Consider the following 14,810-nt stretch of genomic DNA (forward strand, 5'->3'; position numbering starts at 1 on the left):
AGCTCTGTAGCGCTTAATTAAACATTAGGCTTATTTTTTAGATTTAGTAAATTTATAGTTTTTATTGCGGCTATACATATAGTGAATGACTAAAAAGCATTCAAAGCCACTTTTTTGCGATATGGTAGGTGTACGCATATAAAAAATTGCACACTGTCGGACCGTTTAAGGATATTAATTATGAGCCACACTCTCACCCATTCAGGACTCAGCGTTGATAAGCAACTTGCTGAATTTGTTAAAAAACAATTATTACCTGGTACCCATCTTGATGAACACCAGTTTTGGAAAAGCTTTGCCCACATAGTGCAAACACTTACACCATTGAACAAATCACTACTGGCTAAGCGTGAACAACTACAAAAGCAAATTGATGACTACCACCTTGCAAATAAAAATGCTGACCAAGCTCAGTATCAAGCGTTTTTAAAAGATATTGGCTACCTAGTTGATGAGCCTGAAAACTTTAGTATTGAAACTCAAAATGTAGAGCCAGAAATAGCGTTGACTGCAGGGCCACAGCTAGTGGTGCCGGTTAGTAATGCACGCTTTGCGCTTAATGCTGCTAATGCACGTTGGGGGTCGTTATACGATGCTTTATATGGAACCGATGTTTTAAGCGAAGACGATGGCGCCGAAAAAGGCAGCCAATACAACCCTGTTCGTGGCTTTAAAGTAATGGCTTACGCAAGGCAGTTTTTAGACAAAGCATTACCGCTTGAAAATGGCTCGCATATTGAAAGTACTAACTATTCTATTGTTGACGGCGCCCTTGCTATTACCCTGCGCGACAGTTCGCACACCACACTTAAAAACCCTGAGCAACTGATTGGCTATCAAGGTGAAGCACAAAACCCGAGTGTTATTTTACTTAAAAACAATGGATTGCATATTGAGCTGCAAATAGACCATCACCATCCTATTGGTCAAGCAGATAAAGCAGGGCTAAAAGATGTGGTGCTAGAAGCCGCACTAACAACCATTATGGATTGTGAAGACTCGGTTGCCGCAGTGGATGCAGAAGATAAAGTACACGTTTACAAAAACTGGCTTGGTTTAATGCAAGGCAACTTGGTTGAAACGTTTAGAAAAGGCGACAAAATGGTCGACCGCACGTTACAAGCTGACCGACAATATACAGGTCTTGATGGCCAAAAACTGACCCTCAAAGGGCGCAGTATGATGTTTGTGCGTAACGTGGGACATTTAATGACAAATCCAGCCATTACGGATGTAAGCGGCAATGATGTGTTTGAAGGCATTATGGATGCCATGTTCACCGCAACAGCTGCTTTGCACGATTTAAACACTAAAAACACGATTAAAAATTCAACCGCGCAAAGTATTAATATTGTAAAACCGAAAATGCATGGCCCTGATGAAGTCGCCTTTGCTAATACCTTGTTTGGTATGGTTGAAGAGGCACTGAGTTTGCCTAAAAACACCCTTAAAATGGGTATTATGGATGAAGAACGTCGTACATCAGCCAACTTAAAAGCCTGTATTCATGCAGCAAAAGAGCGTGTTGTGTTTATTAACACTGGCTTTTTAGACCGCACTGGCGATGAAATTCATACCTCAATGCAAGCGGGTGTTGTGCTGCCGAAAGCGGCTATTAAAGCACAGCCTTGGATCAGCGCTTACGAAGATCGCAACGTTGATATTGGCCTAGCCTGTGGCTTAAGCCATAAAGCGCAAATTGGTAAAGGTATGTGGGCAATGCCAGATAAAATGGCGATGATGATGGAGCAAAAAATAGCGCACCCTCAATCTGGCGCAAATACCGCTTGGGTGCCCTCCCCTACTGCCGCCACATTACACGCAATGCATTATCATGATGTTGATGTATTTAGCCTGCAGCAAAGCATTGCCACGCGTCAAATAGCAAGCCTAGAGAGCTTACTTACACCGCCGCTCATGCCAAACCCTAAAACGCTATCAAAAGAAGATATTCAAAGCGAGCTTGAAAACAACGCGCAAGGTATTTTAGGGTACGTAGTACGTTGGATTGACCAAGGAATAGGCTGCTCTAAAGTGCCTGACATTAATCATATTGGTTTAATGGAAGACAGAGCCACCTTACGTATTTCAAGCCAACATATCGCCAACTGGCTACATCATGGTGTATGTAGCAAAGAGCAAGTACAAAAAGTGATGGCAAAAATGGCTAAGGTTGTTGATGGCCAAAATGAACATGACAGCCTTTACATTCCCATGGCAACTAATGAGCAGACATTAGCTAAAAGTATTGCGTATCAAGCTGCTTTAGCACTGGTATTTGAAGGGGTTAGTCAACCGAGCGGTTACACAGAGCCGCTACTACACAGCTACCGCTTAAAATATAAAGCACAGCACTAACTTAAAACTTAACCTAAAAATAAAAAATCAGCTTTACTAAGCTGATTTTTTTTATAACGCTAGTGAATAATCACTATTCACTAGCTACAAATTAATTTTTAATAGTCGCGTTGTGATAAACATTTTGTACGTCATCGCAATCTTCAAGCATATTGATAAATTTATCAAAGTTGGCAATGACTTCTTCATCAGTGATTTCAACATGTACTTGTGGCACAAAGGTAATTTCATCAACTTCAAAGTTAATGCCTTCAAATGCTTCTTCTAATGCCTTTTTAGCTTTAAAATACTCAGTATGCGGTGCAAATACCGACACCTTGCCATCTTCGGCTTCTACATCGGTTACATCAACGTCAGCCATCATCAGGGCTTCTAACACAACTTCGTCGTCATCGCCTGCAAATCCTAAAACAGCAAGGTGATCAAACATATGTGCAACACACCCAGGTGTACCTATTTTTGAATCTGTTTTAGTAAACGGTAAACGTACATCTTTAATTGTGCGGTTTGGGTTATCGGTTAAACAGTCAACAATCACCATACAATTACCCGGGCCGTAGCCTTCGTAACGGGCTGAAGAGTAATCTTCCCCTGCCCCGCCGGCTGCTTTTTCAATTGCTTTTTCGATTACGTGCGCAGGGACTTGGTCTTTTTTGGCTTTTTCAATTAAGCGGCGCAATGTTTGATTTACATCGGGATCAGGTTCACCACTTTTGGCTGCAACGTAAATTTCTTTACCGTACTTTGAATTTACTTTAGTTTTCGCATTGGCTGTTTTTGCCATCGAATTTTTGCGGACTTCAAATGCTCTGCCCATCTTGTGCCTCTATTGAATACGTTCTGTTTTTGATATTTTACCAATTCAAAGCGTATTGGGCTAGTGGTTCAACATGTTATGCTGTGCAAAAGCAGCGGGGGATTAATTTAAATAATACCCAATGCCATTAAATAAATAAAAACGAAGCTCAATTTAACATAATCATGATCTGTTAACCTTTGCGGATTGCTATTTGTTCAAACTAGGGACAATTTAATCGCGGCGCGAGGTTTGTAACCTAGTGGGCTCGATAACTGCTCCTGCGTTATTCTACTGACTTACATCCATGTAAGAATAAGTCAAAACCGAGCAAAGCTTCCGCGTCCTGCTCACGCCCCTTACCTACATCCATGTAGGCAACAAAGAGTTAATTGCCCCTAGGCAGAACCCTCCGGGCAACGCCTGTTTGGCATTGATGCTGCGTTATCGCCTATTTATGGGGAATACCACATTATACCCAAATTGCCTTAATATACAGAATTCAGCGTTTCACGGGGACTTAATATCAAGGCGTTCCCTTTGCAATAATGGTCGTCCCTTTTAAAAAGGAACAACGAAGGGAGTAAGTTTCTGTGAAACGCCCTACGGGTTGGTTTAAAAGCTATTTATACTGCGTTATTGATTTTAACAAGGGAATAACCATTATTTTCAATCAATGCCTTGTCAAAATAGCTTTTAATTCCAACTGAAACTCGCAGATTAAGGTAATTTGGGTATAGATAGGCTCTGCCTTGCCTAAATACCAAACAGACTGCTGCAAATTCAACCTTGAAAGGTCAACAGACCCTCACTTTTTCAGCATAATTGTCAATTAATGTTACCAATTCATCAAACGCATGAATGACAAAATCGGCTTGCTCGGCATAGGCAGGGGTTAGGGTTGCATCAGGAGCATATAAACAGGCTCGCATTTTTGCATTATGAGCAGCTTGTATGTCATATAAATAATCACCAACGTAAATAACATTATCAACGGGCATGGACCACTGCCTTGCAATCATTAATAAAGCACTCGGATCGGGTTTGGCCGGAGCTTCAGTTCGAGTGAGTACCATTTCTATTGGCAATGGGTTGTGTTGCAACTTTAGTGTGGCCGCTTTATCAAAATTACGTGTAACAATGGCCATAGGTATGTTTTTAGCTTGTAACGCTTTAACAGCCTCTAAAACGCCAGGTAGAAGCTTAGCCGATTGTGCATCTAACAACTCATGCTGATGCACTATATTCATTGCTTCTTCACGCATATAGGGGGAAGGTAGTTGTTCTATATAATCGAGTAAGTCTTGCTCTGCAGGGCAACCTACTTGGGCTTTTATCAATGAAAAGTTTAATTCTGAAGATACTAAAGTTCCGTCTAAATCAAAAATAACACCTTTGATTGCCTCAATTTGCGTTTTCATTTCATTCCTTGCGCTAAATAATTAGCTCAGTATGCTAGATTTGGCTTAGGTTATCTAAATCTTTAATAAAAAGTATATCAATAAACATATAAAAACAGCTCAGTCCATTGAAATTTAATTATAGTTAGTTTGATAACATAATAGTTTGGGTTTGTATAACTGGTATAGTAAAGACTTTACGATGCAATTAATTAACTCGATCAGCTATAAAGGAAAGTGCGCACCCTCTAAAGGTGCGCAATAATAGTGGTTATTTCGGCTCAAATTTCGCTTCAAGCCAGGTATCGTCTTGGCTAAAGTTTAAGGTTTTGATCTGTCCTCGCCCTTCAACGTTCACCATATTCACTTGTGCAGGCCACAAATCACGCAGTGCACCATGACTCATTCTAATGCCCTCAATTTTATCGGGAATAGCAGCTTCTTGGTACACCCAAAAAAACTTACCATCCACTTGTGCACCTACATAATTAAGGGGGAGGGGCTCACCGCTCAAGGTTTGTAAGGCAACATGAGATTCAACATACTTGGCAAAGCGTTTTTGGTCACGCTTGTTACTCATAATATCCACTTTGCCTTTAAACAAGTTACTAACAGCATGCTCTGTATCATGTAAATAAAAACGATGCATCAATTCAATATTGTGCGTACGCTGATTAAATAACACCGTTGTAACGGATGATTTTAATTGATGCGCCATACTTGGCGCAGCAATTAAAAAACAAACAATAATAAGCAAAAAGCGCATTATTATTGATCCTCGCCGTTATTTTTTTCGTCTTTTGGCTCGTCTTTTTTCAGCTCTGTTTTGATATCTTGCATAATATCACGGCTTACTTTTGCCTTGCTCTTTTCACGTTTGTAGACTTCAATACGCGAAGGAATAATACGGCGTGGGTAGTGGTTATTTTCTACATCAACATCCGCGGTTTCCCAACCTGGATCAACCGTTACTGAGGTAAGCGGTTTGTTTTTGTCGGTAATAATCAGCTTTTGTACGTTTTTGTGATTACGACGCCAAATTTCTGCAGGAATATAACGTTCCTCTTTAGTGCCATCTTCATACGTTAGCTCTAAAAGAATTGGCATCACTAAGCCACCGAGGTTTGAAAACTCCATCACGTAGTAGTTTTTGTCTTCTTCTAGCGCGCGTTCGAGGGTTTTACGCTCCCACGGTTTTAAGCCTTTTAAAAATTTATTGTATGAATTACGTTCTTTATTGGTAACCGTAAAGCGATCATTTTCGTCATAAAAATCGGTTACATCTGGGTTTTTCTCAACCCAGGTTTTTTTACCTTCAGCGCGATTACGCTCAACAAATAATGAACTTGGCTTATTTGCTTCAATATCACGTAAACGTTTAAAGTCGATATCAGGGTTTTTTGTGTCTAACCGTAATTGATATACTTTATCAAGCGAGATATCAACATGGTCTGTGGTGTAGAACCAACCACGCCAGAACCAATCTAAATCAACACCTGACGCTTCTTCCATAGTACGGAAAAAATCAGCCGGAGTAGGGCGCTTATATTTCCAGCGCTGAGCATATTCTTTAAACGCAAAATCAAATAATTCACGCCCTAAAATCACTTCACGTAAAATATTTAATGCCGCAGCTGGTTTAGTATAGGCGTTAGGGCCTAAACGAAGCACACTGTCTGATTGCGTCATGATAGGCACTTGAGTCTCTGACTTCATGTAGGCCACAATGTCACGTGGTTCAACACCCCAAGGAATGGTTGGATCCCATTCACGCCCAGCCACACCGTCTAAAAAGCTATTTAAACCTTCATCCATCCAAGTCCATTGGCGCTCATCTGAGTTTACAATCATTGGGAAGTAAATATGCCCCACCTCGTGGATAACAACCCCAATTAAAAAGCGCTTTTCTGCTTGAGAGTAAGTGCGTGTACCATCGTCTTGTAAATCTGTACGTGGACCATTAAAGGTGATCATTGGGTATTCCATCCCCCCTACAGGGCCATTAACTGACTGCGCAGTTGGGTATGGGTAATCAAATGAATATTGTGAATACACTTCCATCGTGTGTACAACCGCTTCAGTTGAGTATTTCTTCCATAAGTCGCCACCTTCTTTAGGGAAGAACGACATCGCCATAACGAGTGGCTGTTCATCACCACCTTGCTGGTAACCTTTAGCATCCCACATAAATTTACGTGATGATGCCCAAGCAAAGTCACGAACATTTTCTGCTTTAAAATGCCATGTTTTTGTTTTGTCTGTACCGGCTTTTTCGTTTTCGAGCGCTTCTTCTTCGGTAACAACAAACACAGGGCGTTTTGCTGTTTCAGCTTCTTTTAAACGCTTGCGCTGAGTGCTGGTCAATACCGAGCTTGGGTTATCAAGCTTACCAGTTGCTGATACAATATGATCCGCAGGAACCGTAATTTCAACATCGTAGTCACCAAACTCTAAAGTGAACTCACCACTGCCTAAAAACGGTTTGTTTGTCCATGCTTCGTAATCGGTGTAAGCCGCTAAGCGAGGAAACCACTGTGCAACTAAGAAAATATCGTTACCGTCTTCTTCAAAATGCTCGTAACCTGCACGTGCGCCTACCGCGTCTTCTTCAACGAGGTTAAACGCAAAGTCCATACTAAACTCAACATCTTTACCTGGTTTAAGTGGCGTGTTTAAATCTATACGCATTAGAGTATCAACAACCGTTACACGCAGCGCTTTACCATCTTCATCTTTAACATTGCTAATGGTGTAACCCAGCTCGTTGTCGTTCATAAACTGCTGACGACGTAAATCACCTAAACTTAATTTAGCAGGCTTAGCATCAGGCTCGTTTTGTAGGGTACTTTTAAAAGTTTGCGTGGTTTCTGCAATCGAGTCATTTTTAAAAATGTTTTGGTCAAGTTGAAGCCATAAATATTTAAGCGTATGGGGTGAGTTATTTTTATATTCAATTGTTTGACTCCCCGTTAAGCGACGCTTTTGCTCATCAAGCTTTACATCAATATCGTAATCAACCCGTTGTTGCCAGTAATTTTCTGCTGGTGCACCTGCGGCACTGCGGTAAACATTAGGGGTAGGTAAAGCTTCATCTAGTTGACGAAACTTATCAACATAACTGCCTTTAGTCTGTTCAACAGATGAGGCCATCACAGAGCTCGCCATTGCCAAAGGCAATACAAATGCACTCAATGTAAATAAATTTTTCTTCATTGTTAATCCTGATCGATTTTAGTGACGCTACTGTGACAAATTTACAGCTAAGCTTCAATAAAATAGCGATAAAACCCTACTTTTATAGGGTGATATTCCACACCTTTATGCAAATATAAAAAACACGGTTTTACACAACAACATTTAACTAAATTGTTTAGCAATTTACATAAAAAACTAAGCTGTAAAGGGGGTTTACAAAATAGGCTGAGTATCACTAAAAGTAGAGATAAAATGAAAAAACACAGCTATTTTCATTAAAAATACTAAAAAACGCAGTTTTAGGTTGATCTTTACTATGGTTTGTAATTAGAATCGCCCACTTTTTTAATTTGAGGGTACTTTTTTAGTGTTTCTCTCAAATATTTTTTGTTCTAACTAGTCGTATTAAGTGTGGTGAGTTTATGGATTTTTATGTCCTAAAAAAGCAGCAAAAACTAATTGCAATACCTGCAGACGTGCAAAATTGTAAGCAGTATATTAACTCAGGCTACCTGTATATTGATAAAGTGGCTGCTTGTAATGAAACAAACGCACTAGCAGTATTACAGGCCAAAAAAGCGAAGGCATTAAAGTGGCCTTTAACAATAGCCCTTGCTGCTTTGCCCCTTATTTTTATTGCTTGGTATACTTTAACCTAAAGCGATACTTGCATCTTTAATTGCCTTGGGTATATTGGCGCTCTTATGGTTTTTTAAGAGCGCAAAATGAAAGTTCTTCACACTTCAGACTGGCACTTAGGTCAGCAGTTTTATGAACATGATCGCCGTCATGAACATCATGCTTTTTTCTCTTGGTTATTAACCACCCTCGTTAGCCAACAAATCGATTTATTGCTTGTTGCAGGCGATATTTATCATACCGCCACCCCCAGTGCTAGCGCCGAAAACCAACTCTATCAATTTATAAAAAACGCCAAAGCCCAGTGCCCACAATTACACGTTGTTATTATTGCGGGTAATCATGACTCCGCTAATCGTATTTTGGCTGCACAGCCCTTATTAGCCCAGTTTGATACTTATGTGGTAGGGCGGTTTGATCCTGCTAAACCCAGTGACGTTGTGATAACGATTAATAACGATGATAAACGCGCTGTGGTACTTGCTATGCCTTTTTTACGCACCAGTGACATAAGCACGCTTAGCCAAACCAAAGATGGCCCTAGTTACGCACAAGGCGTTGCAAAAGCCTATGAACTTGCTCTTGAACATGCGCTAACACTTAACGCTGAAAATACGCCTTTAATTGTTATGGGTCATTTGCATGCAAAAGGCGGTAATATTTCCAATGACTCTGAACGTAATTTGGTCATTGGCGGTGAAGAAGCTATTTCAGCGTCGGTATTTGGTAAACATGCCAATTACGTCGCACTAGGCCATTTACATAAAGCCCAACTAGTAGCTAAAAATGAGCAAATACGTTACAGCGGCACGCCTATTCCAATGTCGTTTTCAGAGAGAAAGTATACCCATCTAGTAAATGTGGTTGAATTTAGCGCGCAAAAAAACCAACCGTTAAACACCACTGTAAACCCCCTTTACATTCCGCGTTTAGCTGAAGTAATTGTACTTCCTGAAGGAGAATGTGTACCTTTAGCGCAGCTGTGTGAGCAAATAAAAGCACTCGATACAGAGCAATACGACATGGCTCCCTACTTACGAGTAAAACTTAAATCAAGTGATATCGATACCACCTTTCGAGAACAAATTGAGCAAGCACTTAAAGGAAAACAAGTTAATTTTTGTGGCATAGAGCGAGTTCGTGACCAGCAAATGAGTAATTCCTCAGAAACGGTATTTGAAGATTTAAGCTTTGTTGAAATGCTCAACCCAATTAGCTTACTCGAACAAGCATTTAATAATGATAAAGATATGGCCGCAGCAACCGTGCCAAATGAATTAAAAGCACTGTTAACCGAGGTAATTGAAGAACTTGAACAGGATCAACTGCTATGAAAATAACGGCTGTTCGTATTCATAATTTAGCCTCCATTGCCGATGCCGAAATCGACTTTTTAGCCTCGCCACTCAAAGACGCAGGCCTCTTTGCCATTACAGGTGACACCGGCGCAGGTAAAAGCACCGTACTCGATGCTATCTGCTTAGCGCTTTATACAAAAACTGCGCGTTTGAAAGGCGATAAAGGTAACTTAATTGATTTTAATGGCGATAACATCAAGCTTAACGATGCCCGCAATTTATTGCGCCGTGGCAAATGGGAAGGGTACGCCGAAGTAGATTTTAGTGGCCAAGACCAACAACTTTACAGAGCACGTTATAGTATTCAACGTACACATAAAAAAGTAACCGGCAAACTTAAAGTGGCCGAACATACTTTACATAGCCTACCCGATGAAACCTTAATTGCTGACAAAAGTGGCACCTTAAAAGCCATAGAAAATAAAATAGGTTTAACCTTTGAGCAGTTCTCGCGTGCGGTGTTACTAGCACAACATGAGTTTGCCGCCTTTTTAAAAGCCACTGGCGATGAGCGCGCGCAGCTTTTAGAGTGCCTGACTGGCACCGATAAATTTAGTCGAATAGGGCAGCGTATATTTGAGCGCAACAAAGCTATTAAAGATAAATTTGAATTACTAACGGCAAGTTTAGCCAGTTATACGTTATTGTCTGACGATGAGCTGAGTGAAAAACAACAAACACTGGCTGATTTAAAACAACAAATTGAACACACTAAAACAACTTTAGCAACGACAGAGCAAGGCGTTAATTGGTATAAGCAAGCACATAGCTTGGAGCTGGCATTAAAAAATGCTCAGCAAAGCGAGCAACAAGCACATGCCGCACTCAATGCTGTTAAAGCGCAAACTGAGCAAGCAAAACAAGCGCAAAGTGCGCTTGAAATTAAAGATAACCGCCAGCGCTGTAAACGCTTAACAGCGCAAAATAGCCAGTTAAATACACAAATAAAACAATTAAACGAGCTTGATCACAACGCGCTGATCACCGAGCAAGCCAATAACGTTAAAAAACAGCAAAACGAATTAGATACAGCAAAACAACAAAAGCTAACAGCAGAGCCTCTGATTGCAAAAGCGCGAGTGCTCGACAGCCAATTAGCAATATATAACCAAACTATAAAAAGTCTGACTCAACAAAGTACCAAAGAGCAGCAACAATTAAGCGATTTACAACAGCAGCTACAACAAAACAAAATAAGTGCAGAGCAAGCCACAACGCAAATCGCAGGGCATCAGCACTGGTTAAACGAGCAGAGTCAATTAAAGCCATTGGCAACTGATTGGAACTATTTTCATCATAGCTTTAAGCAGTTTTTTAATACTCAGACACAACTAAAAACAACCCAGCAGCAAGCCCAGTCTCATGCAGAGCAACAAACAATACTCACAGCGAAACTTAGCGAGCAAAATAAACAACTCGAACAAGCAGAGCAAACGCTTACAACGCAGCAGCAAAGCCTAAATAAGCTAAACCAGCAGCACGCTCAATTTAATATTGAACAATGCGACAGTAAGCTTAAAAACATTGATTATTTAAAAGATCAGCGCACACACTATAAGCAGTTTAACCAAGAATTAAAACACACGGTGCAACAGCAACGTGATGTGGCAGAAAAGCTCAGCCACAGCGAACACACTAAAACTACGCTGCTTACGCATTTAACCAGTAAAGAGCAGGCACTTAAACACGCAGAGCAAGCACTCAATCAAGCGCGGCTTCGTGCCAGTGAGCATGTTGAGCATTTACGCGCACAACTGGTTCCAAATGAGTCGTGTGCCGTTTGTGGGGCTACAGAGCACCCGTTCGCGAGCAATCAAAGCCAACCTTTTACAAACCTAATAACCGACTTTGAAAATGCATATAATAACGAAAAGCAACAACACCAAAATGCTCAAACACAGCTTCATCAACACCAAACACAACACGCGGTTTTGGTGGCAGAGCATGCTCAGTACAGCCAAGCTATTAGTGATGCACAAGCCAAAATGCTGGAAATTAAAAATACCATGCAAGCGGCTAAAACCGAGCTTAATGAGTTAACAGTTGAGCAGCTTGATGAAACTTATAAGCAATTAAGTGCACAAAAAACAGAGTATTTTTCGGCGCAAAAACAGCTCAGTAATTTGCAAGAAACTGTTAACCAGCTGCAAAGCACAGTTAAAAAAGAACAAGCGACACAGCAACATTTAAATACACAGCATGTTGAGCTGAGCAATCAGCAATCTCAGCTTAATAACAAATGCGATGAACTAGCAACTCAAAGCGAAGCGCTTATAAAAGAGCTCAATTTACATTTTGAACACAGTGATTTTTGGCACGCATTGCAAGCAGGCTCGTTACCGCTTAGCGATTTAGCTCAGCAGGTAGAACAATATCAGCAAATCCAAGCACAGCTTGAGCAAAGTCAAAAACAATTCGACAGCGCCAATGTACAGTTACAACAACTAACACCGCTTATAACCAAAGCAGAGCAGCGAGTTAACACGCTCAATGAAGAATTAACTCAAACACAGCAACAGCACAATAATACGCAGCAACAGCGCTTAGCCTTATTTGATAACCAAACTATTAGCGCTGATGACTACCAAGCTAAACTGTCAGCACAGCTAGAGCACTGCCAAAATCAATTAAGTGCCAGCCAACAAGCACACGACAGTGCCGTAAAACAGCGCGATGAACACGCCATCACGCTTAAAAACCTTGAGCATCGTCTGGCAGATAACCACCAAGAGTTAGTGATGCTTGAAACGCGTTACAACGACTGGTTTAAAGAATTTAACATCCTTCATGGCGATATCAGTCATGAACAAGTCACATTTTTACTAACTATCAGCAACGACGATATTAAAACTCAGTTAAAGCAAGGCGAGCAACTATCGCAAGCAGTCGTTGATGCCAGTGCCGCGTTAAAACAACAGCAACAAGCTAATGAACAGCATCAACAAAATAATCAGCCAACGCAAAGCGAAGCACAGCTAATTGAGCAACAAACCCACTTAAATACCCAGCAAACACAATTGCAAAATAGCTTACTCACCATCAACACCGCGATTGAGCAGCACAACCAAAACGCAAAAGCGCTTGAGGGCAAACAAGCTGAACTGAGCCAGCTCAAGCAACAAGTCGACCAATGGCATTTACTTAATAAAGTACTAGGTGATGCCACAGGGAAAACAATGCGCAATTTAGCGCAAACACAAACACTCAAAATATTGCTGCATTATGCTAATAGCCATTTAAAAACCCTTAACAAGCGTTATGAGCTCACTGCAATTGCTGAGTCACTTGATATAGCCATTATCGACCGAGATATGGCCGATGAACAACGCTCGGTCAATACACTATCTGGCGGTGAATCGTTTTTAGTGTCGTTGGCATTAGCACTGGGACTTGCCTCACTATCTTCGAACAAAGTGCAAATTAACTCGTTATTTGTTGACGAGGGCTTTGGAACACTAGATAGTGAAACACTCAGTATTGCCATGGACGCGCTAGATTCATTGCAAGCGCAAGGTAGAAAGGTCGGTGTAATTTCACATGTAAGTGAAATGAGCGAACGCGTTGCTACGCAAATTCATGTCGCTAAAAAACCGGGTGGATACTCCACCATAAACGTAATTTAAGGAGACAGCATGCCCACTTTCACAGGCGAAGAAGCACAAGAATATGATAACCGCATTACCCGTTTAGTCCCAGGCTATGAGCTACTTCATCAACTAACCAATGCACAACTGCAAACCACGTTAAGCGACGATGCACACATTTTAGTGATTGGTGCCGGCACAGGTAAGGAAGTATTAGCATTAGCACAAATAAATCCTAAATGGCAGTTTACTGCCCAAGACATCTCCAGTGATATGCTCGATATTGCAAAACAGCGCTTTGCAGAGCAAGGTATTGATAGCCGTGTCACTATTGAATGTAGCCCAGTTGATAAAGTAAAAGCGAAAGCAGACGCCGTATTATGTTTACTGGTGATGCATTTTGTAGAAGATAACGGCGACAAAAAACAAATTCTTAAAAGCATTAAAGCTAACCTTAAAAAAGGAGCGAATCTTTATATTGCTGATTTAATGCGCCCAGAAACAACATTTGAGCGTGAGTCACAATTAAACACCTGTGCTCAATTAGGCCTAACTGAAGCAGGCAAAACTCAAATGGGGCATAACCTCGAAAGAGAGTTTTACCCCCTAGATCGTATGCGCTTTAGTGAACTACTGAATGAATGTGGATTTGGTATTCCAAAGCTTTATTTTAAAGCACTTGGCTTTAGCGGTTACGTTGTATAAAATTTTGTCAAAAAAAAAGCTAATATCATAATGATATTAGCTTTATTGCTTAACACGAGTTTAAGCGGAGTGAGTGCGCTTTAAAGCCCACTCCCTCTATAATTAGATGCAAACGATGTTTTCAGCTTGCGGGCCTTTTTGACCTTGCGTTACAGTAAACTGTACTTTTTGGCCTTCGGCTAATGTTTTGAAACCGTCGCCAGAGATAGCACTGAAATGTGCGAAAACGTCAGCGCCAGATTCTTGCTCGATAAAACCAAAACCTTTTGCTTCGTTAAACCATTTTACTGAACCAGTAGTTGTATTAGACATAATATGTATCCTAAAAATTAATTAAAGTGTGCCTGAAAAGAGGCAATTGAGCCGAAAAAATAGTTAACTTGAGGATATCGCGTAGGATTATTACTAAAACAACGGGGTACTAACAAATAAAACAAAACTTCTTTCAAACTTATAAGTATTGATGGGTTAACACTAACCCATCAATTAAAACTATTTAGATGCAAACGATGTTTTCAGCTTGCGGGCCTTTTTGACCTTGCGTTACAGTAAACTGTACTTTTTGGCCTTCGGCTAATGTTTTGAAACCGTCGCCAGAGATAGCACTGAAATGTGCGAAAACGTCTGCGCCAGATTCTTGCTCAATAAAACCAAAACCTTTTGCTTCATTGAAAAATTTTACTGTACCAGTAGTTGTATTAGACATAATAATATCCTAAAAAAAATAATAAAAAATTTGCCTTAAAATAGGCGTTTAACAGGAAGAAAACAAACA

The 14,810-nt window shown here is 40.6% G+C and carries 11 protein-coding genes; 5 read left to right on the top strand and 6 right to left on the bottom strand.

Annotated features, from left to right (window positions below):
* Positions 1-180 precede the first annotated feature (180 nt).
* Positions 181-2,358, top strand: coding sequence for a malate synthase G (locus MTN96_RS16645; protein WP_248532263.1), 2,178 nt, complete (start codon positions 181-183; stop codon positions 2,356-2,358).
* A gap of 91 nt (positions 2,359-2,449) precedes the next feature.
* Here MTN96_RS16645 and MTN96_RS16650 read toward each other — a convergent pair whose 3' ends face one another.
* The 4 genes from MTN96_RS16650 to MTN96_RS16665 all read right to left on the bottom strand — a co-directional run bounded on the left by MTN96_RS16650 (position 2,450) and on the right by MTN96_RS16665 (position 7,767).
* Positions 2,450-3,175 (bottom strand): YebC/PmpR family DNA-binding transcriptional regulator, encoded by a 726-nt coding sequence (locus tag MTN96_RS16650; protein WP_036983603.1) that lies wholly within the window; start codon positions 3,173-3,175, stop codon positions 2,450-2,452.
* A gap of 776 nt (positions 3,176-3,951) precedes the next feature.
* Positions 3,952-4,575, bottom strand: a complete 624-nt coding sequence (locus MTN96_RS16655; RefSeq protein WP_036983602.1) for an HAD family hydrolase — start codon at positions 4,573-4,575, stop codon at positions 3,952-3,954.
* Between the two features lie 250 nt (positions 4,576-4,825).
* Complete coding sequence (locus MTN96_RS16660; protein ID WP_069439048.1) at positions 4,826-5,320, bottom strand: DUF6702 family protein; 495 nt, start codon at positions 5,318-5,320, stop codon at positions 4,826-4,828.
* A gap of 2 nt (positions 5,321-5,322) precedes the next feature.
* Positions 5,323-7,767, bottom strand: a complete 2,445-nt coding sequence (locus MTN96_RS16665) for a M1 family metallopeptidase (protein ID WP_069439047.1) — start codon at positions 7,765-7,767, stop codon at positions 5,323-5,325.
* Positions 7,768-8,171: 404 nt separating this feature from the next.
* Here MTN96_RS16665 and MTN96_RS16670 point away from each other — a divergent pair, with 404 nt between their 5' ends.
* The 4 genes from MTN96_RS16670 to MTN96_RS16685 all read left to right on the top strand — a co-directional run bounded on the left by MTN96_RS16670 (position 8,172) and on the right by MTN96_RS16685 (position 14,035).
* Complete coding sequence (locus MTN96_RS16670; protein WP_069439046.1) at positions 8,172-8,408, top strand: hypothetical protein; 237 nt, start codon at positions 8,172-8,174, stop codon at positions 8,406-8,408.
* 66 nt (positions 8,409-8,474) lie between these two features.
* The gene (locus MTN96_RS16675; RefSeq protein ID WP_069439045.1) at positions 8,475-9,722 is read left to right on the top strand and encodes an exonuclease SbcCD subunit D C-terminal domain-containing protein; all 1,248 of its coding nucleotides are present in this window, start codon (positions 8,475-8,477) and stop codon (positions 9,720-9,722) included.
* Complete coding sequence (locus MTN96_RS16680; protein ID WP_248532264.1) at positions 9,719-13,369, top strand: AAA family ATPase; 3,651 nt, start codon at positions 9,719-9,721, stop codon at positions 13,367-13,369. Before MTN96_RS16675 ends, MTN96_RS16680 begins: the two co-directional genes overlap by 4 nt.
* Positions 13,370-13,378: 9 nt before the next feature.
* Entirely contained in the window at positions 13,379-14,035 is a 657-nt protein-coding gene (locus tag MTN96_RS16685; protein ID WP_214551865.1) for a class I SAM-dependent methyltransferase, read from the top strand.
* Positions 14,036-14,137: 102 nt separating this feature from the next.
* On the opposite strand, the gene MTN96_RS16690 is transcribed toward MTN96_RS16685, so the two are convergent.
* Together MTN96_RS16690 and MTN96_RS16695 are read right to left on the bottom strand one after the other, a co-directional pair.
* Positions 14,138-14,347 carry a cold-shock protein gene (locus tag MTN96_RS16690; RefSeq protein WP_036983594.1) on the bottom strand — a complete coding sequence of 70 codons (210 nt, stop codon included), beginning with the start codon at positions 14,345-14,347 and terminating at the stop codon, positions 14,138-14,140.
* Positions 14,348-14,531: 184 nt separating this feature from the next.
* Positions 14,532-14,741 (bottom strand): cold-shock protein, encoded by a 210-nt coding sequence (locus tag MTN96_RS16695; RefSeq protein ID WP_008463923.1) that lies wholly within the window; start codon positions 14,739-14,741, stop codon positions 14,532-14,534.
* Positions 14,742-14,810: the final 69 nt, after the last annotated feature.

This window comes from Pseudoalteromonas sp. 2CM28B (genome assembly GCF_023161935.1).